The organism is Thalassospira sp. MCCC 1A03138 (assembly GCF_002115785.1).
In the GTDB taxonomy this organism is placed as follows: domain Bacteria; phylum Pseudomonadota; class Alphaproteobacteria; order Rhodospirillales; family Thalassospiraceae; genus Thalassospira.
The window spans coordinates 194,029-219,127 of the sequence record NZ_JFJY01000003.1; the positions used below are offsets into that span (position 1 = coordinate 194,029).

The 25,099-nt window shown below is 55.3% G+C and carries 22 protein-coding genes; 9 read left to right on the forward strand and 13 right to left on the reverse strand.

Annotated features, from left to right (window positions below; translation table 11 throughout):
• Nucleotides 1-36: 36 nt before the first annotated feature.
• Nucleotides 37-792 (reverse strand): triose-phosphate isomerase, encoded by a 756-nt coding sequence (gene tpiA, locus TH468_RS08735; RefSeq protein WP_085643325.1) that lies wholly within the window; start codon nucleotides 790-792, stop codon nucleotides 37-39.
• A 327-nt stretch (nucleotides 793-1,119) separates the two neighbouring features.
• Between tpiA and TH468_RS08740 the strand changes: the two genes are divergently transcribed.
• Nucleotides 1,120-3,012, forward strand: coding sequence for a peptidyl-prolyl cis-trans isomerase (locus tag TH468_RS08740; RefSeq protein WP_085643327.1), 1,893 nt, complete (start codon nucleotides 1,120-1,122; stop codon nucleotides 3,010-3,012).
• A gap of 103 nt (nucleotides 3,013-3,115) precedes the next feature.
• Nucleotides 3,116-4,612 (forward strand): anthranilate synthase component I, encoded by a 1,497-nt coding sequence (gene trpE, locus TH468_RS08745; protein WP_085643328.1) that lies wholly within the window; start codon nucleotides 3,116-3,118, stop codon nucleotides 4,610-4,612.
• 58 nt (nucleotides 4,613-4,670) lie between these two features.
• Here trpE and TH468_RS08750 read toward each other — a convergent pair whose 3' ends face one another.
• A complete protein-coding gene (locus TH468_RS08750) occupies nucleotides 4,671-5,849 on the reverse strand; it encodes a divergent polysaccharide deacetylase family protein (protein WP_085643330.1) in 1,179 nt (392 codons plus the stop codon).
• Nucleotides 5,850-6,078: 229 nt separating this feature from the next.
• On the opposite strand from TH468_RS08750, the gene TH468_RS08755 reads away from it, so the two are divergent.
• The 5 genes from TH468_RS08755 (at nucleotide 6,079) to lexA (ending at nucleotide 9,868) form a co-directional block, all read left to right on the forward strand.
• Nucleotides 6,079-6,651, forward strand: a complete 573-nt coding sequence (locus TH468_RS08755; protein WP_085643332.1) for an aminodeoxychorismate/anthranilate synthase component II — start codon at nucleotides 6,079-6,081, stop codon at nucleotides 6,649-6,651.
• A gap of 33 nt (nucleotides 6,652-6,684) precedes the next feature.
• The gene (gene trpD / locus TH468_RS08760; protein WP_085643333.1) at nucleotides 6,685-7,719 is read left to right on the forward strand and encodes an anthranilate phosphoribosyltransferase; all 1,035 of its coding nucleotides are present in this window, start codon (nucleotides 6,685-6,687) and stop codon (nucleotides 7,717-7,719) included.
• Nucleotides 7,716-8,513, forward strand: coding sequence for an indole-3-glycerol phosphate synthase TrpC (gene trpC, locus TH468_RS08765; RefSeq protein WP_085643335.1), 798 nt, complete (start codon nucleotides 7,716-7,718; stop codon nucleotides 8,511-8,513). The genes trpD and trpC overlap by 4 nt, the downstream gene beginning before the upstream one ends.
• The gene (gene moaC, locus TH468_RS08770) at nucleotides 8,513-9,013 is read left to right on the forward strand and encodes a cyclic pyranopterin monophosphate synthase MoaC (RefSeq protein ID WP_371268740.1); all 501 of its coding nucleotides are present in this window, start codon (nucleotides 8,513-8,515) and stop codon (nucleotides 9,011-9,013) included. The genes trpC and moaC overlap by 1 nt, the downstream gene beginning before the upstream one ends.
• 147 nt (nucleotides 9,014-9,160) lie before the next feature.
• A complete protein-coding gene (gene lexA / locus TH468_RS08775; protein WP_085643339.1) occupies nucleotides 9,161-9,868 on the forward strand; it encodes a transcriptional repressor LexA in 708 nt (235 codons plus the stop codon).
• A gap of 63 nt (nucleotides 9,869-9,931) precedes the next feature.
• On the opposite strand, the gene TH468_RS08780 is transcribed toward lexA, so the two are convergent.
• Nucleotides 9,932-11,983: a ComEC/Rec2 family competence protein gene (locus tag TH468_RS08780; protein ID WP_085643341.1), complete on the reverse strand. Its 2,052-nt coding sequence runs from the start codon at nucleotides 11,981-11,983 to the stop codon at nucleotides 9,932-9,934.
• Nucleotides 11,984-12,190: 207 nt separating this feature from the next.
• On the opposite strand from TH468_RS08780, the gene gltX reads away from it, so the two are divergent.
• On the forward strand, nucleotides 12,191-13,600 hold the full coding sequence (gene gltX / locus TH468_RS08785) for a glutamate--tRNA ligase (protein ID WP_085643343.1): 1,410 nt from the start codon (nucleotides 12,191-12,193) through the stop codon (nucleotides 13,598-13,600).
• Between the two features lie 110 nt (nucleotides 13,601-13,710).
• The gene (locus TH468_RS08790) at nucleotides 13,711-15,018 is read left to right on the forward strand and encodes a citrate synthase (protein WP_085643345.1); all 1,308 of its coding nucleotides are present in this window, start codon (nucleotides 13,711-13,713) and stop codon (nucleotides 15,016-15,018) included.
• 75 nt (nucleotides 15,019-15,093) lie between these two features.
• Here the strand turns inward: TH468_RS08790 and TH468_RS08795 are convergent, their stop codons facing one another.
• From TH468_RS08795 to TH468_RS08840, 10 genes are all read right to left on the reverse strand, one after another.
• Entirely contained in the window at nucleotides 15,094-15,534 is a 441-nt protein-coding gene (locus TH468_RS08795) for a VOC family protein (RefSeq protein ID WP_062948623.1), read from the reverse strand.
• A 46-nt stretch (nucleotides 15,535-15,580) separates the two neighbouring features.
• A complete protein-coding gene (gene lpxB / locus TH468_RS08800) occupies nucleotides 15,581-16,774 on the reverse strand; it encodes a lipid-A-disaccharide synthase (RefSeq protein WP_085643347.1) in 1,194 nt (397 codons plus the stop codon).
• On the reverse strand, nucleotides 16,767-17,612 hold the full coding sequence (locus TH468_RS08805) for an LpxI family protein (RefSeq protein WP_085643349.1): 846 nt from the start codon (nucleotides 17,610-17,612) through the stop codon (nucleotides 16,767-16,769). The genes lpxB and TH468_RS08805 overlap by 8 nt, the downstream gene beginning before the upstream one ends.
• Nucleotides 17,593-18,396 (reverse strand): acyl-ACP--UDP-N-acetylglucosamine O-acyltransferase, encoded by an 804-nt coding sequence (gene lpxA, locus TH468_RS08810; RefSeq protein WP_007089443.1) that lies wholly within the window; start codon nucleotides 18,394-18,396, stop codon nucleotides 17,593-17,595. The genes TH468_RS08805 and lpxA overlap by 20 nt, the downstream gene beginning before the upstream one ends.
• A 2-nt stretch (nucleotides 18,397-18,398) precedes the next feature.
• On the reverse strand, nucleotides 18,399-18,848 hold the full coding sequence (fabZ, locus tag TH468_RS08815; RefSeq protein WP_007089442.1) for a 3-hydroxyacyl-ACP dehydratase FabZ: 450 nt from the start codon (nucleotides 18,846-18,848) through the stop codon (nucleotides 18,399-18,401).
• Between the two features lie 11 nt (nucleotides 18,849-18,859).
• A complete protein-coding gene (gene lpxD / locus TH468_RS08820) occupies nucleotides 18,860-19,879 on the reverse strand; it encodes a UDP-3-O-(3-hydroxymyristoyl)glucosamine N-acyltransferase (protein WP_085643351.1) in 1,020 nt (339 codons plus the stop codon).
• Nucleotides 19,879-20,454, reverse strand: coding sequence for an OmpH family outer membrane protein (locus TH468_RS08825; RefSeq protein ID WP_007089440.1), 576 nt, complete (start codon nucleotides 20,452-20,454; stop codon nucleotides 19,879-19,881). Before TH468_RS08825 ends, lpxD begins: the two co-directional genes overlap by 1 nt.
• Nucleotides 20,454-22,676 carry an outer membrane protein assembly factor BamA gene (gene bamA / locus TH468_RS08830; protein WP_085643352.1) on the reverse strand — a complete coding sequence of 741 codons (2,223 nt, stop codon included), beginning with the start codon at nucleotides 22,674-22,676 and terminating at the stop codon, nucleotides 20,454-20,456. The genes TH468_RS08825 and bamA overlap by 1 nt, the downstream gene beginning before the upstream one ends.
• Nucleotides 22,677-22,774: 98 nt before the next feature.
• Nucleotides 22,775-23,878: an RIP metalloprotease RseP gene (rseP, locus tag TH468_RS08835; RefSeq protein ID WP_085643354.1), complete on the reverse strand. Its 1,104-nt coding sequence runs from the start codon at nucleotides 23,876-23,878 to the stop codon at nucleotides 22,775-22,777.
• 43 nt (nucleotides 23,879-23,921) lie between these two features.
• The gene (locus tag TH468_RS08840) at nucleotides 23,922-25,085 is read right to left on the reverse strand and encodes a 1-deoxy-D-xylulose-5-phosphate reductoisomerase (protein ID WP_085643356.1); all 1,164 of its coding nucleotides are present in this window, start codon (nucleotides 25,083-25,085) and stop codon (nucleotides 23,922-23,924) included.
• Between the last annotated feature and the right edge of the window lie 14 nt (nucleotides 25,086-25,099).

Genomic DNA, 25,099 nt, shown 5'->3' on the forward strand with positions numbered 1-25,099 from the left:
ATTTGATGCGTATTTAACGTGTTTTATGACAGTTGGCTAGGCGCAACTTTCAATAATTTTCCAAAAATCGTCAACCTTGAGGCTCGCCCCGCCAACCAGTGCACCGTCAACATCGGGCACAGACAGCAATTCAGCCGCATTGGACGGCTTTACCGAACCACCATACAGAATTCTGAATTTGTCACCATCATCAAATCGTGCCGTCAGCTCTGCACGAATTGCAGCATGAACTTCGGCAACTTCATCAACGCTTGCCGTGCGCCCCGTGCCAATCGCCCAAACCGGCTCATAGGCAATCACGGTATTTTCTGGTGTCGCATCATCGGGAACCGAGACCGCAATCTGTCCATTGACCACAGCAAGCGTCGCACCAAGGTCGCGCTCCTGCTCGGTCTCGCCAACACAGACCACCGCAATCAGGCCGGCTTCATGGGCTGCCATTGTTTTCTGGCGAATAACGGTCGAACTTTCACCGTGGTCGGCCCGACGTTCGGAATGCCCGACAAGAACATAACTTGCGCCGATATCGGCCAGCATCGGGGCGGCGATATCCCCGGTATGTGCGCCTGAAACGGCAACATGGCAATCCTGCCCGCCAACCTTGACGGCACCACCGGCCGTCACACCGGCAACATCGGAAATCAGGGTTGCCGGCGGGCAGATCAGAATATCACATGCCAGATCACCCTTTGCTTTCGCGCGGTCAGACAATCCACGCGCAAGTGCAAGCCCGTCGGTACGCAGGCAGTTCATTTTCCAGTTTCCGGCGATAAGGGGACGGCGCTGTGACATATGTATATCTACCTCTTGCTGCGACGGGTTGTGGATCCGGCAATGGCGGGGCCATGTGGGAACCGATCCGATAAGTATTGTTACAAACACGGTTCGATGCGGGTTTTAGCACGCGCTCAGGCCCCGGCCAAGCCCCGGAAAACACTGTCAACCGAACTTCGGGTACGGTCAATGCAATCGGATGTTGCCGCCCTTACCTCTCGCCATTAAGATGCGCGGCAATTGCGCCGGGATTTTCGTTATGTTCCGGCAGATAAAAGAAACGCTGCCGGTACATTGTCATCTGCATTGTCATCGGCACCAACCACGAATTGTTAGGCTTATCATATGCTTGCTGGCATTCGCTCTTTTTCGAAATCAATCTTTGCCAAGATCATCCTCGGCGTGATTGCAATCAGCTTCGTCGGATGGGGCCTGAATGCGTCGATGCTCGATCTTGGAACATCGCGTCAGGTTGCTGAAATCGGCAGCCAAAATATCAGCCCCGCCGAACTGGATCGCGCCTTCCAGCGCAGCATCCAGAACATGCGCAGCGTTTTCGGTCCGAATTTTGACCGTCAGCAAGCCATCCAGATGGGCCTTTTGAACAATACGGTTCAAAATCTGGTTTCCCAGAAAATCCTGCGTGAAAACGCCAAGGAAATGGGCATCGGCATCAGCAACGAAAAAGTGCGCGAGACGATTTTCGCCTCTCCGGGCTTCCAGAATGAAACCACCGGCCAGTTCGACCGCGAACGTTTCCTTCAGGCGCTGTATTCCAGCGGATATACCGAACCGGAATTCATCGAAGGTGTTCGTGGCGACATGATGGGCCAGCAGGTTGTCGGCAGCCTCGCCGGTGCCGTCAGCGTCCCTGACGTCATGGCACGGCAGATTGCCGCCTACCGCAACGAACAGCGCAGCGGCAGCTTCTTTGCCCTGAATGCTTCGGAATTCGACACGGTCGAAACGCCCGATGACGCGACCCTTCGTAAATATCACGAAGACAACGCACCGCAATTCACCGCCCCCGAAAGCCGCGATGTGACCCTGGTCACCCTTTCTGCGAAGGATCTGGCGGCAAATATGGATGTCACCGAAGAAGAAATTCTTGAGGCATATAACCATCGCCTGCCGGAATTCCAGACTCCGGAAAAACGCGTTGTCGAACAGATCCTGTTTGCACCCAATGAAAAGGAAAGTGCCCAGGAGGCCTATAAGGCGCTTCAGGGTGGTGCCGATTTCATGCAGGTCGCAACCGACGATGCCGGTATGGATCCGTCGATTGTCAAACTTGGTGAATTCACCGCCGACAACATCCTTCCCGATCTGCGCGATGCGACGTTTGGCCTTGAAGAAGGCGCGTTTTCCGAACCGGTCGAAACAGCCCTTGGCTGGCATATCATCCGCGTGACCGGCATTACCCCGGAACAGACCGAAACCCTTGATCAGGTTCGCGACGATGTCGAAGCCGGTGTCCGGCAGTTCAAGGCCGAAGACGCGATCTATGATCTTGCCGCCAAGCTTGATGATGAACTTGGTGCCGGTACCCCGCTTGAAGAAGCCGCAAACGCGGTTGGCGCAAAAACCTATAAACTGAACGACGTTGTGCGTGGCGAAGGTCTGGGTACTGAAATCACCGACAGCGGTGAGATCAATGCCAAGATTTTCGAACTGGGCAAGGGCGAGGAAAGCTTCCTTGAAGAAACCTCCACCGGTGTTCGTTACGTCGCACGCGTTGATGAAGTCACCCCGTCCGCCCTGCGTCCGTTCGAAGACGTGCGTGATGACGTTGTCACCGCATGGAAAACCGATGAACGCAACCGTCTGATGCTTGAAAAAGCCGATCAGCTTGCCGCGTCGATCAATGACCAGAATGCTGATATCGCAACGCTCGCCACCAGCGACAACGCCGAACTCGAACAAAGCGGCCTGACCAAACGTACCGGTCAGGGCCTCCAAGGCAATGTCAGCCCGGCGGTTGCCGCAGCCCTCTTCACCCTTGAAGAAGGCAAGGCAAAGGCCGTTCAGTCCGGCGATAATGTTCTGGTTCTGAAACTTGATCAGATCAAAGCTGGCACCGTTGCCGAAGGCGCTGCCGACCCGGTCGTGACCGAACTCAAACAGGGCCTGAACGAAGACATCCTTGCAGAATATCTTGATTACCTGCAGGACGAGATTTCGGTCAGCGTCAATAACAGCGTGATCAACGGTCTTTATCCGCAAACTGCGGCCAACTGATCCCGATCAGAAATGGGGCGGCCTTTCATCGGGCCGCCCTTTTTCGTTAAACTCCGCGTTGCCTCATACCGCCCACCCCTAAGCGACCAAAATTGGACAGACCATGGAAATCAAACCGGATTTCAACAGTTTCAAGCAGAACTACAATAACGGCATTTCACAGGTTCTCTGGACCTCGCTGACCGCCGATCTTGATACGCCCGTCTCGGCATTTCTCAAGATCGCCGAAGGTATGCCCAACACCTATCTGCTTGAATCTGTCGAAGGCGGTGCCGTGCGCGGACGCTATTCATTCCTTGGCCTGCGCCCCGATCTGATCTGGCGCTGCTTTGGCCAAAAGGCCGAACTGAACCGCCGCGCTCTTGCCGATGCCGATGCGTTCGAAGACGAACCCGATGCACCGCTTGAAAGCCTCAAAAAGCTGATCGCCGAAAGTCACATCGCCCTGCCCGACAATCTGCCGCCCATGAGCGCCGGTCTTGTCGGCTATATGGGTTATGACACCGTGCGCCTGATGGAAAAACTGCCCGATAGCAACCCGGATGAACTCGGCGTCCCTGATGGCATCTTTATCCGCCCGACAGTCACCGCAAGCTTCGATACCATCGCCGATACCGTCACCGTCGTAACCCCGGTCCGCCCCGAAAAAGGCATTGATGCGGATGCGGCCTATGATCTGGCCTGTGCGCGCCTGAATGATGTCGTGCAGCAGTTCCAGCGCAACCTGTTCCTTGATCGCCGGTCCAAATCCGCCCCCGATACCCTGCCCGACCCGAAGGTCAGCGTCGACGAGGCCGGTTTTCGCAGGATGGTCGATCAGGCCAAGGAATATATCCGTGCGGGCGATATCTTTCAGGTTGTCCTTTCGCAGCGTTATACCCTGCCATATCAATTGCCGCCTTTCGCCTTTTACCGCGCCCTTCGCCGGATCAATCCGTCACCTTTCATGTTCTATCTGGATATCGGCGGGTTTCAGGTGGTCGGTGCCAGCCCGGAAATCCTTGTGCGTCTGCGCGACGGCGAAGTCACCATTCGCCCGATTGCCGGAACACGTCGGCGCGGCAAGACCCCCGATGACGACAAGGTCATGGCCCAGGACCTGCTTGATGATCCAAAGGAACGCTCCGAACATCTGATGCTGCTTGACCTTGGCCGCAACGATGTCGGCCGTGTCGCCAAGCCGGGCACCGTGCGTGTCACCGACCGCGAACAGATCGAATACTATTCCCACGTCATGCATATCGTTTCCAATGTCGTCGGTCAGATCGACGAAAAATATGATGCGATGGATGCGCTCAAGGCCGGTTTCCCCGCCGGAACGGTTTCGGGCGCACCCAAGGTCCGCGCCATGGAAATCATTGATGAACTGGAATCGGTCCGACGTGGTATTTATGCTGGTTGTATCGGCTATATCTCCGCCGACGGATCGATGGATACATGCATCGCGCTTCGGACAGCCGTCATCAAGGACGAACAGATCCATATTCAGGCAGGTGCCGGGATCGTCGTCGACAGCAAACCGGAACTCGAACATAAGGAATGCCAGAACAAGGCAGGCGCGCTTATGGCCGCCGCCCGCGAAGCCCATCGGTTTGCCTGATTTTCCGCATTCACAGCCCAACAAAAAGGCCCGCAGATGATGCGGGCCTTTTGCTTGATCAACCTGTCGCACTCGGACTTTCGCGTCGCAGGATATCTGTGACCGGCACCAGAACAAATCCCTTGGCCTGAATCGCCGGAATCCATTTTTGCAGGGCCTCCAGCGTCAAATCACGTGGATGGCCAATCGCAATCGCAAATCCCTGATTGGTGGCAACCTTTTCGGTCCGTGCCAGCATTTCGGCAATTTTGGTGGCATCATCGGCGTCATCAATAAACACGTCACGTTCAAGCGCCGGGACATCATATTGGCGTGCCATCGAAAATCCGACGGACTTGGCACTGGTTTTGGAATCAAGGAACAAAAGTCCACGTGATTTCATCACCTCCATCACCACCTGCATGCGTTCCGGATCAGATGTGAATTTGCTGCCCATGTGATTATTCACACCGACATAGCCATCAAACCGATCTAGCATCCAGGTCATCTCGCCCAGTATCTTGTCACGGTCAAATCCCGTGCGCAGCGCATGTGGGCCGGGATCGACCGACGCCGATGATGGCTCCATCGGCATATGAAGCATCACTTCATGCCCGCGCCCGCGCGCCGCATTCACCTGACGCTGAAGATCACGTGCATAGGGCAGATACGAAATCGTCACCGGTCCGGGCAACTCGATGGTGCGTGCGGTGCGCGGCTGATCAAGGCCCGCATCATCAATCACAATCGCGATAACCGGTGCGGTTCCTGTATCGGGGGTAAGGGCTGCGAATTTCTGCCATGGCGGCGGACCATCACTATGCGCGCCCCCACTGATCCCGCCGGTATCGGGCGACAAGGCAGGATCAGGCGATTTTGTGACCGGTGACTTTTGCGGTTCTTTGCGCTCAGGCACGGGCTTTTCACCCGGCACACGTTCGCCGACCATATATCCGGTCCGGTCGCGATTACCGTTGCTTTCGCTGAAATCATAATTGCGGCTTTCTGGCACGGGGCCCGGGGCGGGTTTATAATCGGGTTCGGAATTTGCCGCCCGTTCGCCCAGATCACGTGATGCGCGATCAAGCTCAAGCATGCTGCCTGCTGCGATGAATGCCGAAATGGTCCCCGCAACAATCGCACCGCCCAGCATGAAACGGCCAATGCCGCCCGATTTCCTCTTCGGTGCAGCCTTGCTACGGCCTGTTTTTCGCGGTGCCGCTTTTTTCTTTTTGGCGGGTTGTGCCCGGCGTGCCACGCTCTGGTCTCCAGTCTCGTTTGCTGGGTCGTGTTACCCATATGGTGATTATACGCCAATTATCGCGGCTTGTGTTTGGAAGCTTTTAAACCCGATCAGGTTAGCACCCTGTTAAAGCCGCAAACAAAGACCGCAAACAATGGCAGGAAAATGGTTTTTGCAATCGCTTGACGTAGCGGCAATGCCGTTTATTCTCTGCCCGATCTGATATTCACAGCCCGGCGCCACGATGTATCTCCTCATCGATAATTACGACAGCTTCACATTCAATCTGTGGCACTATCTGCGCGAACTCGGTCCCGAGGTCGACGTCCGCCGCAATGATGAAATCTCGGTTGATGATGCGCTGGCTTTAAAGCCCGAAGGCATCGTGATTTCTCCCGGTCCCTGCGATCCGGATCGCGCGGGTATCTGTCTTGATCTGATCAAGGCATCCGCGGGAAAGGTCAAGCTGCTTGGCGTCTGCCTTGGCCATCAGGGCATCGGTCAGGCCTTTGGCGGCAATGTCGTGCGCGCACCCGAATGCATGCATGGCAAAACCGATGCGATGGTGCACGAAGGTAAAAGCGTGTTTAACGGCCTGCCAAGCCCGTTTGAAGCGACCCGTTACCATTCATTGGTTGTTGATCGCGGAACCCTGCCCGATTGCCTTGAAATCACGGCGGAAAACGGTGATGGTCTGATCATGGGACTGCGTCACAAACAGCATCAAATTCATGGTGTGCAGTTCCATCCCGAAAGCATCGCATCCGAACATGGCCATGCCCTTTTGAAGAATTTTATAGACTTCCCCGGCGCATGAAACCGCACCGGACCGCTAACCGAGGAAACCCGCATGTCGACTGAATATGACCTGAAGCCGATCCTGGCCAAAGTCGCAAATGGCGAAAAACTGAACGAAGAACAGGCCGAGCAGGCCTTCGACGTTCTGATGTCCGGTCAGGCAACGCCGTCGCAGATGGGGGCTTTCCTGATGGCGCTGCGGCTGCGCGGGGAAACGGTCGATGAAATCACCGGGGCGGCCCGCGTCATGCGCTCCAAGGCGACCGGCATTATCGCGCCGCCCAATGCGGTTGATACCTGTGGTACCGGTGGCGATGGCAGCGGCACCTTCAATATCTCGACCGGGGCGGCAATCGTTGCGGCGGCCTGCGGTGCCATCGTTGCCAAGCACGGCAACCGCGCGGCGTCGTCAAAATCTGGATCAGCCGATGTCCTGATGGCACTTGGCGTCAATCTTGATGCCGATATGGCGCTTCTTGAAAAGGCGCTAAAGGAAATCAATCTGTGCTTCATGATGGCAACGCGTCATCATTCGGCGGTGCGTCACGTGATGCCGACCCGCGTTGAAATGGGTACGCGCACGATATTCAACCTGCTCGGCCCACTTGCCAACCCGGCCAAAACTAAACGCCAGGTTATGGGCGTTTTCGCCCGTGAATGGGTCGAACCGATTGCCAATGTGCTAAACCGTCTGGGCTCGGAACATGCATGGGTTGTCTATGGTCATAGCGGTCTTGATGAAATTTCGACGACCGGCCCGACCTTTGTCGCCGAAGTCAAAAACGGCACGGTTACGACCTTTGAAATCAATCCCGAAGATTATGGCCTTGAAATCGTCACCCTTGATGCGCTTAAAGGCGGCGATGCTCAAACCAATGCGCAGGCCATTCTTGATCTTCTTGCCGGTAAAAAAAGTGCCTATCGCGATATCGTTCTGCTGAATGCCGCGGCCGCCCTTGTGGTGACCGACATCGCAACCGATCTTGCCGATGGCATCGAAAAAGCCCGAGCCGCAATCGATTCCGGCAAAGCCGCAGAAACCCTGCAGGCACTTGTCCGCATTTCCAATCAGGGGACCGCAGCGTGAGCGACGTACTCGAACGTATCTGTAATGACAAACGTGACCACATTGCCGCCTGCAAGGCGCGCAAATCACTTGCCGACCTCGAAACCGCAGCCAGATCACAATCCGCACCGCGCGGCTTCATCGAGGCGCTTGAAACGTCGGTTGCAGATGGTCGTTACGGCCTGATTGCCGAGATTAAAAAGGCCTCCCCGTCCAAGGGCCTGATCCGCCCGGACTTCAATCCGCCCGTTCTGGCACAGGCCTACAAGGCCGGTGGCGCAAGCTGCCTGTCGGTCCTGACCGACATTCCCTATTTCCAGGGCGATGACAGCTATCTGGTTGCCGCGCGTGCAGCGGTTGACCTGCCGGTATTGCGCAAGGATTTCATGCTTGACCCCTATCAGGTGACCGAAGCCCGGGCCCTTGGTGCCGATTGCATCCTTCTGATCATGGCAGCCCTCGAAGACGCCCAGGCCGCCGAACTGGAAGACGCCGCAAACAGCCTTGGTATGGATGTCCTGATCGAGGTGCACAACGCCCCGGAACTCGAACGCGCCCTGAAACTGAAATCAAAGCTTCTCGGGGTCAACAACCGCAATCTGAAAACGCTCGAAGTCTCCCTGACCACGACCGAAGAACTCGCTGGTATGGTCGATGACAGCCGGATGCTGGTCGCCGAAAGCGGCCTGTTCACGCACGATGACCTCGACCGCATGGCAAAGGTCGGCGCACAATGCTTCCTGATCGGCGAAAGCCTGATGCGTCAGGATGATGTCACCGCCGCAACCCGTAATATCCTTGGCCTCGCGGCCTGATACCGGAACAAGATACAGGCATGGCAGACAAACTTTCACATATCGACGCTGCTGGTAACGCCGTCATGGTCGATATTTCGGCCAAGACCGATACCGCGCGCGTCGCCATCGCAAAGGGCCGTGTCCTGATGTCGGCGGAAACGGCCCGGCTGATTGCCGAACGCGGCCATAAAAAGGGCGACGTTCTTGGCATCGCCCAGCTTGCCGGGATTATGGGGGCCAAGAAAACCGCCGACCTGATCCCGCTTTGCCATCCCCTGCCTCTGACCTCGGTCGAAGTCACGCTGGAACTCGCAACCAACACCGATGCGGTAGATATTGTCGCGACCTGCAAAACCACAGGCAAAACCGGGGTGGAAATGGAAGCCCTGACCGCCGTTTCCGTTACCGCACTTACCGTGTTCGATATGTGCAAAGCGGTAGATAAATCCATACGGATTACTGATATCCGCGTCGTCCATAAGGAAGGCGGAAAATCGGGTCTTTTCACCGCTGACTAACCCCCAAAAGTACCTGAATTTCGTTTCTTGGCCGAAAGAATGCCCTTAAACAGCGATTTTTCGGGTTGTGATGCTTGACGAACAAGCAGAACCAAAGTAGAACATTTATGTATTCGGTTTGTTCTTATTACTGGTTCGGGAAAAATCATGCTGACGCGCAAGCAATACGAATTGCTGGTTTATATCGATAATTACCTTCGCGATCATGGCATCTCGCCCTCTTTTGACGAGATGAAAGAAGCCCTGAACCTTAAATCTAAATCCGGCATTCATCGCCTGATTACAGGGCTTGAGGAACGCGGCTTTATCCGCCGCCTCGCCCATCGGGCCCGCGCGCTCGAAGTCCTGCGTCTTCCCGATAATAATGATGACGATGCGGCTGAAACACCCGCCAATGTGACATCCATCGCAACCGCGCGAAAGGCCGCCCACCGGCCCGCAACCGTGCCTTCGGCCTTTTCGGAATCGGGTGAATCCGTTTCCCTGCCGCTATTTGGCCGGATCGCGGCGGGTACCCCAATCGAAGCCCTTCGCGATCAGACCACAATGGTGCAGGTCCCTGCCGCCCTTCTGGGAACAGGCGATCACTATGCGCTTGAAGTTTCCGGTGATTCAATGATCGATGCCGGTATTCTCGATGGCGACACCGTCCTGATCCAGCGTTGCGAGCAGGCCAATGATGGCTCCATCGTTGTCGCACTGGTCGACGACGCCGAAGCCACTCTGAAACGCCTGAAACGTGGCCGTGGCGAAGTTCTGCTTGAACCGGCCAATGCGCGTTATGAAACGCGCGCGCTGTCGCCTGATCGTGTCCGCATTCAGGGACGTCTGATCGGTTTGCTCCGCCAATACTGATAGAATCCCGAATAAACCGAACAAACCGAAAGAAACGCCGTCGGCCTTGCCTGACGGCGTTTTTTATTTGACCACCCTGCCCCCGATGATGATCCACGGCCAGGTGCCGGACGTTTCACGCACGGTTTCGATCACCGGGGCGGCATCGGGCCGCAACGCAACCGATACGCCCCCCTGCCACCACAACAGGTCATCATCGATGACAGTCACATCCGGCGCACAGATATCACGCGGCATATCGCGTTTCAGGCTGACGATCATATCGCCATGGCGGCATGCATAGAACGGATTGGCAAGATCATTGGCAATGATCACCTGCCGTCCGTCGACCCTGACGGAACAAACCGTTGCGTCGCATTTTTCGATGACATTGCTGGCATCATGATCGGCGATACCAAATCGCGCCATCCACACCGACTGCTGAAAATCCGAGATGCCTTCGGGCAGGACAAGTTTGTCGCGCACCCTATCGCGAATTGCCCAACTTTCCTGATCCCCCGAAACCAGAATATCCGCCGGGCGATACAGGATTTGCGCCGCAATCGCCACGCATAGCGGAATGACAGCCAACCGGGAAATCGCGTTCCCCCGCCAGACCAGCCACCAGGCCATCGCCATCATGATGCCGATGGCAAATACGGCACTAAACTGCTCGACATGCCAAAGCCCCCAGTTCTGATCGGCGGCAAGGCTTGCGGTTTCAATCAACAATGTCAGTCCCGGCTTCATCAACCACAATGCCAGCCCCCCGGCCCCGAACGGCATCAGAACAAGCGTCGCCACAATCAGCGGCATCACCCAAAACGCCATCACCGGAATGGCGATCAGGTTGGACACGATCCCGATCATCGAAATCCGCCCGAAATGAAACCCGATGATCGGCGCGGTCACCGCCGTAACCAGCAACCCGGTCATCACCAGCCCGGCAAAAAACAGCCAAAGCCGGAATAGCCATGACCGATCCCCCGACTTGTCAAACCATCGCCTGCCCGGACCATCATAAAACGCCACCAGAACCGACACCGCCGCAAAGGAAAGCTGAAAGCTTGGCCCCAATACCGCATCGGGCCGCAGGATCAGAACAACCAGCGCCGCAAACGCCACCAACCGCAACGATATCGCCCGCCGATCCAGCAGCAACGCAACCCAGACAATCGTCAACGTCACAAAGGCACGCTGCGTCGGCACACTGGCCCCTGACAGGCCAAGATAGATCACCGCTGACACCATCGCCCCGATAGCCGCCCATTTCTTGATCGGAAACCACAGCGCAAGGGCAGGAATGGCCGCCATGCCAAACCGCAGGAAAAAGAAAACCGTCCCGCTTAAAAGCCCCATATGCAGCCCGGAAATCGCCAGAAGATGCGCCAATCCCGATTTTCGAAGATCATCGGCAATTTCCGCACTGACATCGCCGCGTTCGCCGACAATCAATGCCTTGGCAATCCCGGCCTCTGCGCCGGTAAGGCTCTGATCGATTGCCGTCATGATCGTCAGGCGCAGACTTTCGATCCGGTCCGAAACCGGCTGCATCATTCCTGTTTCGGCCTTCTTGGTCACAGTATATTTATGGCCGAAAACAAACCCGGTCGCCCCGATCCCGTCCAGATATAATCCGCGTGAAAAATCCGGGTCGCCCGGCACGGACGCCGCGCGCAACGGAAACAGCCGCGCCGTTGCCACGATATGATCCCCGACGGAAAGCTCATTGCCACCCGGAAGGCTCAATCGCACCTTCCAGTCAAATGCCCGGTCCTCAAGCCCCGCGATCCGGATCGGCGCCACGGTCATGCGCATCCGCCCGCCGCGCGGCTCCAGAAGCGTGATGTCGCCTTCGATCTCGGTCATGTAAAGCGTCTTGGTCAGAAGCCCGGATGGCTCCCTTTCAAGATGGATGGATGCAATCAGCAACCCACCACAAAAACCTGCCAGCAGCAGAATGCCAAAGAATGGTAAAACCCAGCGTCGCGAAATCCACAATCCGGACAGCAAAAGAATCACCGCAAGGCCGGTTTGCTGTACCGTCAGGCGCGCAGGAAGTGAAAAATACGCCGCACATCCCAACCCGAAGAATATAACCGTGCACAGGATCCAGGAATTTCTGCGCGCGGCCAACAACAATCCTGTTTGCGAAAATATTCTCGCAACATATTGATTTTTATTAATTCCATCACGACTTATTCGACGAATGTACAATAGCCTGCCCGGCGCACAGTTTCTATCTATCATCGGCTGTGGTGCAACACCGCCGCATATGTGTTATAGCGTGCACGCCAAAAGTCATTACGACAAGCAACAACATCCAGCCAACGGATAGAGTGAATGACGGTTGTTACCCGTTTTGCCCCGTCTCCGACCGGGTTTCTGCATATCGGCGGCGCACGCACCGCCCTTTATAACTGGCTTTATGCCAAACACACCGGCGGCAAATTCCTGCTGCGCATCGAAGACACCGACCGGGAACGGTCCACCCCCGAGGCCGTCGAAGCCATTTTCGATGGGCTAAGCTGGCTTGGCCTGACCGCAGACGAAGAACCGACCTTCCAGTTCGCCCGTCGCGACCGCCACGCCGAAGTCGCCCATGAACTGATCAAGGCCGGAAAAGCCTATTATTGCTATTGCTCGCAGCAAGAACTTCAGGAAATGCGCGAAAAGGCCCGCGCCGAAGGCCGCCCGATGAAATATGACGGCACCTGGCGCGACCGCGATGCATCCGACGCCCCGGCTGGCGTCAAGCCCGTCGTGCGTCTGAAGGCACCGCAGGACGGCGATGCCGTGATTTCCGATCAGGTACAGGGCGATGTCCGCGTTGCCAATGAACAGCTTGACGATTACGTTATTCTGCGTGGCGATGGCACCCCGACCTATATGCTGTCGGTCGTGGTGGATGACCACGACATGGGTATTACCCATGTGATCCGCGGTGATGACCACCTGACCAACGCATTCCGCCAGAAGGCGCTTTACGACGCTATGGGTTGGGATGTCCCGACATTCGCCCATATTCCGCTGATCCACGGGCCGGATGGTGCCAAGCTGTCCAAACGCCATGGTGCGCTCGGTGTTGACGCCTATCGCGATGAAATGGGCTTCCTGCCCGAAGCCGTGAACAACTACCTGCTGCGTCTTGGCTGGGGTCACGGTGACGAGGAAATCATTTCCCAAGAACAGGCCATCGAATGGTTTGACATCAAAGATGTTGGCAAGGGTGCGGCGCGTTTCGACTTTGCCAAGCTGACCAACCTGAATGGCGTTTATCTGCGTCAGGCGGATGATACCCGCCTTGCAAACGACATTGCACCGCTGATCGCAAAACAGATTGGCGTCGATGCAATTGACGCAGCGCAAAAAGAAATCTTGATCAAAGGCATGTCAGGGCTTAAAGAAAGAGCCAAGACACTCATCGAGCTCGCCGACTCTTCGGCCTTCTATGTTACGGACGGCGTCACGTCGTTTAACGAGAAAGCTCAGTCCCTGATTGATAGCGCCCCCGAAGGCCTGTTTGCCGAACTGGCAAAGGAACTCGACGCGCTTGAAAGCTGGACCGAAGAGAACGTTGACGCAAGCGTTCGCAACATTGCCGAAAAACTCGATCAGAAACTCGGCAAAGTCGCGCAGCCCTTGCGGGCCGTGCTCACCGGTTCCAACTCATCGCCTGGCATCTTCGAAGTAATGATCGTGCTTGGCAAATCCCAAACGCTGAAACGCATCCGCAAATTCGATGCCCAATAACAGCGTAAAATAAAAAACTTAAACACTGAATTTGCGCTTTGTGCGCCGCAGCACTATGCTGCACACAACTTGAAAACCGTGTTCGTTCAAACAGGGAAGGAAAAATAGTCATGGCTCAGAATTCCAAGACTTCCCACACCGTGACACTGACCGACAATGCCACTGGCAAGTCGATCGAATTACCGGTGATCGAGGGTAGCGTTGGTCCGTCTGTAATCGACATTCGGAAACTCTACGCCGATACCGGATATTTCACCTATGACCCGGGCTTCACCTCGACCGGCTCCTGCCAGTCCGAGCTGACCTATATTGATGGTGACGTTGGCATCCTGCGTCACCGCGGCTATGCCATTGACGAGCTTGCCGAACAATCCGATTTCCTCGAAGTTTGCTATTTGCTGATTTACGGCGATCTGCCGAATGCAAAAGACAAGGCGCAATTTGAAAATGACATCACCATGCACACCATGGTGCATGAACAGATGCGCAATTTCTATAATGGTTTCCGCCGCGACGCCCACCCGATGGCCATCATGTGCGGTGTGGTTGGCGCGATGTCTGCTTTCTATCATGACAGCACCGACATCAACGATCCGAACCAGCGCCTGATCTCGGCCTATCGTCTGATCGCGAAAATGCCGACCATCGCTGCGATGGCGTATAAATACTCGATCGGTCAGCCGTTCCGTTACCCGAACAACAAACTCGGTTATGCAGAAAACTTCCTGCAGATGATGTTCGGCAACCCGTGCGAAAACTATGAAGTCAACCCGGTCCTTGCGCGCGCAATGGATCGTATCCTGATCCTTCATGCCGACCACGAACAGAATGCATCGACCTCGACCGTCCGTCTGGCCGGTTCTTCGGGGGCAAATCCGTTTGCATGTATCGCTGCCGGTATTGCCTCCCTCTGGGGTCCGGCACATGGCGGTGCGAACGAAGCCGTTCTGAAAATGCTCAACGAAATCGGCGATGTGAAAAACATTCCTGAATTCGTCAACAAGGCAAAAGACAAGAACGATCCGTTCCGTCTGATGGGCTTTGGTCACCGCGTTTACAAAAACTACGATCCGCGCGCCAAGGTCATGCAGGAAACCTGTCACGAAGTTCTCAAGGAACTCAACGTACAGGACCCGCTGCTTGACGTTGCACAGGAACTCGAACGCATCGCACGCGAAGACGAGTACTTCATCGAGAAGAAACTCTATCCGAACGTCGATTTCTATTCGGGCATTATCTTCAAGGCGATGGGCATTCCGGAAAGCATGTTCACCGTGCTGTTCGCAGTTGCCCGTACCGTCGGCTGGATCGCCCAGTGGAAAGAAATGATCGAAGATCCGTCGCAGAAAATCGGCCGTCCGCGCCAGTTGTTCACCGGTGTTTCCGAACGTCCGTTCGTTCCGGTCAACAAGCGCTAATCTGCGCCAATACCGATATAGAAAAGGCCCGGAATTTTCCGGGCCTTTTTGCTTTTTGATCAACCAGTTACGACATTACCAGGAACCAGTATTTTCCATGCTGGCCCACGGCTCCGCCGGAGCAAGGCTTTCGCCCTTTTGCAGGAATTCAATCGAAATCCCGTCCGGCGAACGAACAAACGCCATATGGCCATCGCGCGGCGGGCGGTTGATGGTAACACCGGCATCCATCAGCTTCTGACAAAGCGCATAAATGTCATCAACCTCATAGGCAAGATGGCCGAAATTGCGCCCGCCCGAATAGCTTTCCGGGTCCCAGTTATAGGTCAGTTCAAGTTCCGGGGCCTTGTTGGCCTTCGCACTGGCTTCGTCGGCAGGCGGCGCAAGATAAATCAGGGTGAAACGCCCCTTCTCGCTCTCAATGCGCCGGGTTTCTTTCATGCCAAGCAGATCGCAGTAGAAACGCATGGATGCATCCACATCCTCGACACGCACCATGGTGTGCAAATAACGCATTGGAAATGCCTCCGTCATTGATTGTTCAATGACGCCAAACTATGCGTTATTGCCCGTTAATGCCAGTCTTGGCAGATGAATTTTTCTCTATGATTTCAAGGATGACGTCCGCGGCCTTCTCGCTCGGCGGCCGGTCGCCAAAACCAAGCATGGTTGTGGCCTTATCAAACCCGTCCAGTTGCGCCGCCCGACCTTCGCCGTCGGCCATAAGCGATTTCAGAACCGGCACGATATGGTTCGGCGTGCAATCCTGTTGCAGGAATTCCGGCACAAGCTTTTTGCCAAGCACCAGATTGACGATGGTCACCGTATCAATCCGCAACAATCGCCGCGCAATCCATGCCGTAATCGGGCTTAACTTATAGCCGATCACATGCGGCACACCGGTGATCGCCAGTTCAAGCGACACCGTCCCGGATGCCGCAAGGGCCGCATGGGACGCGGCAAATGCATCGCGCCTGTCCTGATCCCCGGTTACGACAATCGGGCGCAGCGGCCAGTCGGCAACTGCATCACCGACGACCTGTGCAACCTTGCTCACCGTCGGCACAACAATCCTAGCATCGGGGAAATCCCCAGCCAACCGTTCGCACACGTCACGGAAAACCGGCAACAGACGGGTGACTTCCGAATTGCGACTACCGGGCAGAACCGTCAGGATTTTGCAATCCGGCGCAATACCATACTGTTCGCGGAAACGGTCCGCATCGCCACCATGCCGTTCCTCGACCGCGGAATGCCCGATAAAGCTGGTCGGAAGCCCGACCCGCTCGAAATAGGGCGGCTCGAACGGCAGCAACGCCAACAAATGATCGAGAAAACCCGCAATCTTCTTTGCCCGCCCCGGCCGCCATGCCCAGACCGACGGCGCAACATAATGCACCAGCGGAATGCCCCTTCCTTTCAGCTTCTTGCCAACGCGAAAACTGAAATCCGGGGCATCAATGGTGATCACCACATCAGGCTGCTGCTCAAGGGCATATTCCGCCGTCTGACGGATACGTTTCAGCAAATGCGGGATATGCGGCAGGACCTCGGCAAGGCCCATGACCGACATCTCATCCATCGGAAACAGGCTCTCAAGTCCCTCGCCCGTCATGCGCGGTCCCCCAACACCGATGAAACGGATTTCAGGATGACGCGCCTTTATGGCCGCCATCAACTGTCCACCCAACTGATCCCCGGATGCCTCACCGGCCACCAGCATGATTTTCGCGGTCTGGATTTTTGGTTTATTCATCCTGCACCGAAATCCCGACAATGAACAATCCAAGTTCATCGGCACGTTTCACGGTTTTTTCGCGGTCAATAATCATCGTACCACCGGCAAGCAACGCAATGCCGCGTAATCCGGCATTGTGCGCGTTTTCCACGGTCGAAACACCAATCGCTGGCAGGTCAAGGCGCCTGTCCTGCTGCGGCTTTGCCGACTTCACCAGAACGCCGCCAACACCTTCGCGGCGATAGCCGGCAGACCGCCGGATCATTTCATCCGTGCCCTCGATGGCTTCAAGTGCCAGAACAAGTCCCTGCTGCACGACACAGCCCTGCCCGACATCGGCGGCACCCAAAATCCGGGCAACCTTCAGACCGTGCTGTGCATCGGCCATCGCCTGCGCATCGGGCTTCACTTTGCCCAGAACACCTGCCTCAACCGCGAGGTCGCCCAAAATCTCGTGTGCGCCGACCAGACGAAAACCGTCACGTTCAAGTTCACCCGCCACCAGACGCAGCAAACCATCATCGCCAAGCGACTTCATCCCGACTTTCATCAGCAATTTCGCCGCCCGCCAATCGGGCCGGATAGATGCAAACGACGGACGCGCAACCTTGCCTGCAAGGACAACATCACGGCATTCTTCGGATTTCAGACGATCAAGGATTTTCGCCGCCGCCCCGATGCGAAGCGACGTATGGTGATATGCATCCAATGCCGGATCATCGGCATGGGCATCAAGCTTCACGATAAAAACATCCCGCCCGGCAGCCGTCGCCGCAGCCGCCAAACGGGCAGGAAGCGCACCACCACCGGCAATGATACCAAGCTTTGCTGCGGGGTTATCCTGCGGAGCTGTCATATTTCGGCGTACATACGGAACGCATGCTTTCCGCTTTCAGGAAGGTGATGATTTCCATGACCGGCCCGACATCCTCGAAGTCTTTCGAGACTTCCTCAACCCGCTCGGCAAGCGTACCTTCCTGCGCAAACAAAAGACGATACGCCTTGCGAAGCGCATGAATGGTCTCGCGATCAAATCCGCGGCGCTTCAACCCGACAAGGTTAAGTCCCGAAAGATAAGCACGGTTACCAATCACCGAACCATAAGGAATGATATCGCTTTCAACACCGGTCATGCCGCCGATCATCGCATGTTTGCCGATGCGGACGAACTGATGCACCGCTGAAAGGCCGCCAACAATCGCAAAATCGTCGACCATGACATGGCCAGCAAGCGTCCCGTTATTGACCAGAATGCAATGATTGCCAATATGGCAGTCATGCCCGACATGCGCGCCTGCCATAAACAGGCAGTCATCGCCAATCGTGGTCTCCATCCCGCCGCCTTCTGTGCCGGGATTAAGTGTCGCCCCTTCGCGGATCTTGTTGCGTTTGCCAATGATCAGACGCGATGGCTCGTTCTTGAATTTCAAATCCTGTGGCGCATGACCAACCGACGCAAAAGGAAAGATCGTACTGTCTTCACCGATTGACGTAATTCCGGCGACCACGACATGGCTGTGCAGCTTGACGCGATCACCCAGAACCGCCTGCGGTCCGACAACACAGTACGGACCGATTTCTACATCCTGGCCAATCTGGGCGCCGTCTTCGACAATGGCGGTTGGATGCACTTTTGACATTATCAGTTGCCCCGGATCATCGCGGCGATGGTGGCCTCTGCAACGACCTGATCGTTAACGCGGACTTCACTTTCAAACTTCCAGACCGGACCACGGCTCTGTTTTTTCTTCACATGAATATGCATGACGTCACCCGGCACAACCGGCTTGCGGAACCGTGCGTTATCAATGCTCATGAAATAAACCAGCTTGCCTTCGGCATCCTCACCAAGGGTCTGAACCACAAGAATGGCCGCCGTCTGCGCCATGCTTTCGATGATCAGGACGCCGGGCATGATCGGCTGTTCCGGGAAATGGCCGGTAAATTGCGGCTCGTTCATCGTCACGTTTTTGATGCCAACGGCGGAATCGTCGACAGCAATATCAACAACCTTATCGATCAGCAGGAACGGATAACGATGCGGAATCATTTCCAGAATGCGCTGAATATCAACACTTACCAATTCGGTCATAGGTATTGCCCTTACTTCTTTTTCCGTATCAGCCGCGATAAGGCCACGGTCTGTTTATGATATTCCATTACCGGCACAGCGGGGCTGCCGCCAACGGTTTCGCCCGCGCCGATATTTTTCATGACACCGGATTGCGCAGCTATTTTTGCGCCATCACCGATCTCGAGATGGCCGGTAATCCCGGCCTGACCCGCGGCAACAACGAAATTGCCAAGCTTGGTCGATCCTGAAATCCCGACCTGGGAAACGATAACACATCCCATGCCAAGTTCGACGTTATGGCCGATCTGAACAAGGTTGTCGATACGGCAACCATTGCCAATCACCGTATCAGGCCCCGCCCCCCGGTCGATTGTCGAATTGGCCCCTACTTCAACATCATTGCCAATCACGACACGGCCAAGCTGCGGCACTTTAAGGTGCCCCTGTGCGCCCATGGCAAATCCGAAACCATCCTGCCCGATGCGAGCACCCGGATAAATCAGGCACAGATTGCCAATCAGGCAATGGCTGATTGTCGCCCCGGCACCGATCCTGCTTCCGGCCCCGATCACGACACCTTCACCGATCACCGCATTGCTGGAAATGACGCAACCATCGCCAATCTCGCAATTCTCGCCAATCACGGCCCCGGCGTCGATTTGGACACCTTTGCCGATCACGGCGCTATCGGCGACAATCGCATGCGGTGAAACAACACCATTGGCGGCGTCAAACGGATAATATGCCGTTGCCGCCCTGGCATATGCCCGATACGGATCGCTGGTCGTGAACTGCACCATATCTGCAGGCGCACGATCAACGAACTCTGGCCGGACAAAACACCCGCCGGCAGAACTGCTGACAAAGGCATCAAGATATTTGCGATTGTCAAAGAAGCTCAGGATCGATGCATCCGCATTCTGAAGCGGTGACACATCGTCAAAGCGGCGTGACGGATCGGGTGCATTCACCAGTTCCGCACCGGTCAGCTCGGCGATTTCCTGAACGCTGAAAGGTCCCTTGCGTTTGAAAAACCGAGAATCAGCCATCAGGAAGCTTCCTTGAACTCAACGGTAAGGGTCGGCATGGCCTTGTTCACAAGGTCAAATACTTCCTTGGACGCATCCATGGCATTGGCATGCAGGATCACCTGACTTTTGTGCAGTACCAGCGTTGCCTTGCGCTGCTCGGCAACATCGGCAATCACTTCAATCAGCGTTTTCTGGAATTTCACGCGCGATTCATTAAGCGCCTGATCCAGAATACGGTTACGCCCCTGTGCGAACTTCTGAAAATCAGCAACTTTCTGCTGAAATTCTTTCTGTTTCTGCTGAATGACATCGGCAGATAGAAGAGTTCGCTGCTGGGCGATTTCCTGCTCTTCCTTCCGCAGACCCTGCTGGCGCTTTTCGATTTCCTGCTGATAGGCTTCCTGACGGGTTTTGATCTGCTTTGTCATATCCTGCATGGCAGATGCTTCACGCATAATGCCTTCAAAATCGACAATCATCACAACGGCCTCTGTATTTCCGGCAGCATTTTCCTGCGCCGACGCCATTGTTACTGATGCGAATGCCAGAACAATCGCAAGTAAGGCGGTCTGGATAGATTTCATCATTTTCATCAGAATCTGGTTCCGAAACTCAGTCGGAACACTTCCTCTTTGTCGAAGTCTTCTTTGAGAACAGCCTGCGAAAGGTCAACACCAATCGGGCCAAACGGAGATTCCCAGCCTACCCCAAAACCAACAGACGCCCTGAGTGAACCTTCGTCATAGATTTCGCCAGGCCGTGCGCCATCAACCCCCTCGGAAGCACCGAAATCACTGAACACACGACCGGTAAGTGCAAATTCGGACGGCAACCCTAACGGGAAGTCCATCTGTACGGTACCGGTATAGAAGAATTTGCCACCAACCGCATCTTTCGTTGCAATATCGCGCGGCCCGACACCGGCCGATTCAAAACCACGAAGGTTTGCACCACCGGTAAAGAAGCGCTGCGAAATACGCGTATCGTCACCAATACCAAAGATGTAACCGGTCGACGCCTTGGTCGACAGCACCCACGTTTTTTCGCGATCAAGCGGATAGTAGTACCCGCCATTCACACGTGTACGAAGATAGGTTTCCGAACCGCCAACTCCCGCGAAATCGTTGGAAACCTGAACGAAATAGCCCTCTTTGGGCGAAATCGTACTGTCACGCTGATCATAGGTAAGCGTCTGACCAATCGTTGACTCGGAAAACTCGGGGTCTTCTTCGCGCAGCAGACGCGATGCATCGCTATCAATGTCGGAATATTCGTTAACTTCGAACCCGTACCGAACCGACTGCGACAATGCTTCGGAATAACGGAAACCGGACCGCAAACCGATACCGGTCTGCTTTTCGTCATATGAACTTTCGTCCTGATTGTCTTCTTCACGGCGATAGATATCAAAGCCCGCACTGACGTCCCGATCAAGGAAGTATGGCTCGGTAAAGGACAGATCGACCTGCTGGCTGGATGACCCGATCGTAAAGCCAAGACGCAGGTCCTGCCCTTTGCCAAGCAGGTTGCGTTCGCGGATACCGGCCTGACCGAAGGCACCATCATCCGTGCCGTACCCGGCACCAATCGAAAACTCGCCGGTCGACTTTTCTTCGACATCAACCTCAAGAACCGTCTGGTCGGGCGAACTGCCCGGCAATGTCTTGACGTCGACCGTCTTAAAGAAGTTCAGGTTTTCAACGCGCTGGCGCGAACGTTTGAGTTTCGAACTGCTGAACGCGTCACCTTCGACAAGGCGGAATTCACGACGAACAACTTCGTCAAGCGTGCGGACGTTGCCAACCACGTCGATGCGTTCGACATAAACCTTCGGACCTTCGGCAATGGTGAAGGTGATGTTGATAACACCGGTTTCGCGGTCACGCTGGATATTCGGACGAATATCGATGAACGCATAACCTTGGTCACCAATACTGGTGGTCAGCGCATCAATCGCATCATCAACAAGGTCGGCATTATACCAGTCGCCCTTTTCGATCTCGACCAAGGGCGCCAATGTCGCCGGATCAATCTTGTCGATCTGTGATACGATATTGATGTCACCGAACTTGTAGCGCTGACCTTCGCTGACGGTATAAGTGATAAAGAAGTCTGACCGGTCCGGTGTCAGTTCCGCCACCGACGACAGAACCTGGAAATCGGCATAACCGGCCGAAAGATAATACCGACGCAGCAGTTCGCGGTCGAACGTGACGCGATCCGGGTCATAGTTATCGTCAGAAGTCAGAATCTTCCACCAGGCACTCTCGGTTGTCCGGATAACTTCTGACAGCTCGCCGTCATCAAATGCTTTGTTGCCAACGAAGTTGATCTTGCGAACGCCGGTCGCCTCGCCTTCGTCAATTTCAAAGACAAGGTCGACACGGTTCTGTTCAAGCTGAATGACTTTTGGCTCGACGGTCGCGGCAAACCGCCCAGAACGACGATACAGCTCAAGAATACGCTGCACATCCGCCTGAACCTTGGTACGGGTATAGACAACACGCGGACGCAGTTGAAGCTCGGTGCCCAGCACATCGTCTTTCAGGCGCGTGTTACCCTCAAAAGCAATCCGGTTGATGATCGGATTTTCAACCACGTTGATTTTCAGGACACCCTGATCAAACCCGATCGACACATCGGCAAACAGGCCGGTTGAAAACAGCGACTTCAGCGATTCGTTGATTTTTTGCGGATCGTAAGGATCGCCCTCTTTTACCGACAGGTATGCGTTAACCGTCTCGCTTTCGATACGGTTATTGCCGTCAACACGAATCTCGCGAATAACGCTTGATCCCTGCGCGTAGGCCACCATCGGAATTATGGTTGGCGCGGTTCCACCAAGCAAGACTGCTGCTAACGCAGCCGCTTTTACATTACGCAGCAAATTCAACCCCCTGATGCCGTCTATCATCAGCCTACCAAGCCTTTGAAGAAATTCCAGACGCCCAACTGCGTCAGGTCGTTCCAAGTTGCAAAGATGATTAAGCTGAATACCAAACCTGCCCCAAGACGGAAACCATATTCTTGTGCTTTTGCGCCCAAGGGCTTACCGCGAATGGCCTCAATCGCATAAAACACCAGATGACCACCATCCAGAACCGGAACAGGCATCAGGTTAATCAACCCAAGGCTGATCGAAAGATACGCCATAAAGAACAGAAGCGGTCCAATCCCCCCCTCGGCAACCTCGCCCGACATCTGCGCGATGCGGATCGGACCGCCAAGTTCGGAACTGTCACGTTCGCCCGAAATCATTTCACCCAATGCCGACAATGTCTGCGAAATCAGGTTCCAGGTCGATGAAAACGCCTTGCCGGTCGCATCGATAATTCCATCGCGCTGGGTTTCAAACGCACCGGCGGTCACGCCCAGACGACCGAATGTCTGAACGTCGTCACCTTCACCGGTCGTTACGGCTTCCGGCGTCACCTGAATGTCGATTTCCTGCCCGTCACGCATCACCGAAAGCGAAACCGGCACACCGGCATTGCCCCGGATCACGTCCGAAAGTTCGCTGAACCACGCAATCGGCTGTCCATTGATCGCGTTGATCCGGTCCTGGGGCTGCAATCCGGCAACCGCCGCCGGGCTGCCGTCAACCGCCTCGCCCACCACCGGCAGGGCGCGCTGCTGACCAACGGCGGCAAACAGAACGGTGAAAACCACAATCGCAAACAGGAAATTGGCCAACGGACCGGCAAAAACGATGGCCGCACGCGCCATCAGGCCTTTGTGATGAAACGCATGCTGGCGTTCTTCGTCATTAAGGTCGTCCCGCTGCCCCGCACTGGCCGGGTTCATGTCGCCAAACATTTTGACATACCCCCCAAGTGGCAAAAGGCTGACTTTCCAGCGCGTGCCCTTTTTGTCGTACCAGCCAAAAAGCTCCGGACCGAATCCGATTGAAAACGCTTCAACCTTTACACCATTGCGGATCGCAACCCAGTAATGCCCATATTCATGAACAAACACCAGGACCGAAAGAACAAACAGAAAGGCAAGAAGGGTTTCCATGAAAGACGTTCCTTTTTCGGGGCGAACCCCGCATTTTTGGTATTCAAAGACCGGTTTTGATCAGGCCCAGCGTTTCACGACGAATCATATCATCAAGATCAAACATCTGGTCGAGATCGCGTAACGGCGATGCGGCAATCCTGTTCATCATGCGCTCGACCGTTTCGGCAATTTGCAGGAAGGTAAGCTTTCCACCCAGAAACGCCCCCACGGCAATCTCGTTTGCAGCATTCAATACCGTCGGCACCGTCCCCCCCGCACGCAGCGCTTCCCGCGCCAGACGAAGAGCCGGGAACCGTTTCATATCCGGCGCGGTAAAGTTCAACTGTCCGATAGTGGCAAAATCAAGACGCGCTACATCGACACGTATTCTTTCCGGCCATGAAAGCGCATAGGCAATCGGGGTCCGCATATCGGGCGATCCCAATTGCGCCAGTACCGATCCGTCGGAATATTCCACCATGCTATGCACGACGGATTGCGGATGCACGACAACCTCGATGCGTTCTTCAGGCACCGGAAACAGACGACAGGCCTCGATCAATTCAAGGCCCTTGTTCATCATGGTTGCCGAATCAATCGAAATCTTGGCCCCCATATCCCAATTGGGATGGGCCAGCGCCTGCTTTGGTGACACCGACTTCATATCGTCAAGCGACCATTCCCGGAACGGTCCGCCCGATGCGGTCAGAAGAATGCGGTCAACCTTGTTGACCGACTTCTGTTCAAGCACCTGGAAAATCGCACTATGTTCGGAATCCACCGGGATCAGCGTCGCCTTGTATTTCGCAACTTCCGCCATCATCAGATCACCGGCACAAACCAGCGTTTCCTTGTTGGCAAGTCCAACTCGCGCCCCGCGGCGAATGGCCGCCAGCGTCGCCTTTAGGCCTGCTGCACCAATGATCGCGGCAATGACGATATCAGACGGACGCGATGCCGCCTCGACCAATGCTTCATCACCGGCCGCGACCAGAATGTCCGTGCCAGAAAGGGCGGATTTCAAGTCTTCATAAAGGCTTTCATCGGCGATAACCGCCATCGCAGCACCAAGTTCAACGGCGGCCTTGGCCAACCCTTGAACATTTCGATGGGCCGTAACGGCATCCACGGCATATTTGTCTGAATGTGCTTTCAGGATGTCTACGGTGCTGCTGCCGACCGATCCGGTCACGCCAAGCACGCAGACTGATTTCTTAATTGTCATCAAACACCAGCTTA

What these genes read in the sequence shown, in the direction of transcription:
- lpxA (WP_007089443.1), bottom strand. Translation starts at nt 18,396, where the DNA reads ATGTCAAAAGTGCATCCAACCGCCATTGTCGAAGACGGCGCCCAGATT.
- gltX (WP_085643343.1), top strand. Translation starts at nt 12,191, where the DNA reads ATGACGGTTGTTACCCGTTTTGCCCCGTCTCCGACCGGGTTTCTGCAT.
- rseP (WP_085643354.1), bottom strand. Translation starts at nt 23,878, where the DNA reads ATGGAAACCCTTCTTGCCTTTCTGTTTGTTCTTTCGGTCCTGGTGTTT.
- fabZ (WP_007089442.1), bottom strand. Translation starts at nt 18,848, where the DNA reads ATGACCGAATTGGTAAGTGTTGATATTCAGCGCATTCTGGAAATGATT.
- trpE (WP_085643328.1), top strand. Translation starts at nt 3,116, where the DNA reads ATGGAAATCAAACCGGATTTCAACAGTTTCAAGCAGAACTACAATAAC.
- bamA (WP_085643352.1), bottom strand. Translation starts at nt 22,676, where the DNA reads ATGGTGGCCTACGCGCAGGGATCAAGCGTTATTCGCGAGATTCGTGTT.
- tpiA (WP_085643325.1), bottom strand. Translation starts at nt 792, where the DNA reads ATGTCACAGCGCCGTCCCCTTATCGCCGGAAACTGGAAAATGAACTGC.
- TH468_RS08795 (WP_062948623.1), bottom strand. Translation starts at nt 15,534, where the DNA reads ATGCGTTATTTGCACACCATGGTGCGTGTCGAGGATGTGGATGCATCC.
- TH468_RS08755 (WP_085643332.1), top strand. Translation starts at nt 6,079, where the DNA reads ATGTATCTCCTCATCGATAATTACGACAGCTTCACATTCAATCTGTGG.
- lpxD (WP_085643351.1), bottom strand. Translation starts at nt 19,879, where the DNA reads ATGGCTGATTCTCGGTTTTTCAAACGCAAGGGACCTTTCAGCGTTCAG.
- lpxB (WP_085643347.1), bottom strand. Translation starts at nt 16,774, where the DNA reads ATGAATAAACCAAAAATCCAGACCGCGAAAATCATGCTGGTGGCCGGT.
- TH468_RS08805 (WP_085643349.1), bottom strand. Translation starts at nt 17,612, where the DNA reads ATGACAGCTCCGCAGGATAACCCCGCAGCAAAGCTTGGTATCATTGCC.
- TH468_RS08740 (WP_085643327.1), top strand. Translation starts at nt 1,120, where the DNA reads ATGCTTGCTGGCATTCGCTCTTTTTCGAAATCAATCTTTGCCAAGATC.
- TH468_RS08840 (WP_085643356.1), bottom strand. Translation starts at nt 25,085, where the DNA reads ATGACAATTAAGAAATCAGTCTGCGTGCTTGGCGTGACCGGATCGGTC.
- TH468_RS08790 (WP_085643345.1), top strand. Translation starts at nt 13,711, where the DNA reads ATGGCTCAGAATTCCAAGACTTCCCACACCGTGACACTGACCGACAAT.
- trpD (WP_085643333.1), top strand. Translation starts at nt 6,685, where the DNA reads ATGTCGACTGAATATGACCTGAAGCCGATCCTGGCCAAAGTCGCAAAT.
- lexA (WP_085643339.1), top strand. Translation starts at nt 9,161, where the DNA reads ATGCTGACGCGCAAGCAATACGAATTGCTGGTTTATATCGATAATTAC.
- TH468_RS08825 (WP_007089440.1), bottom strand. Translation starts at nt 20,454, where the DNA reads ATGAAAATGATGAAATCTATCCAGACCGCCTTACTTGCGATTGTTCTG.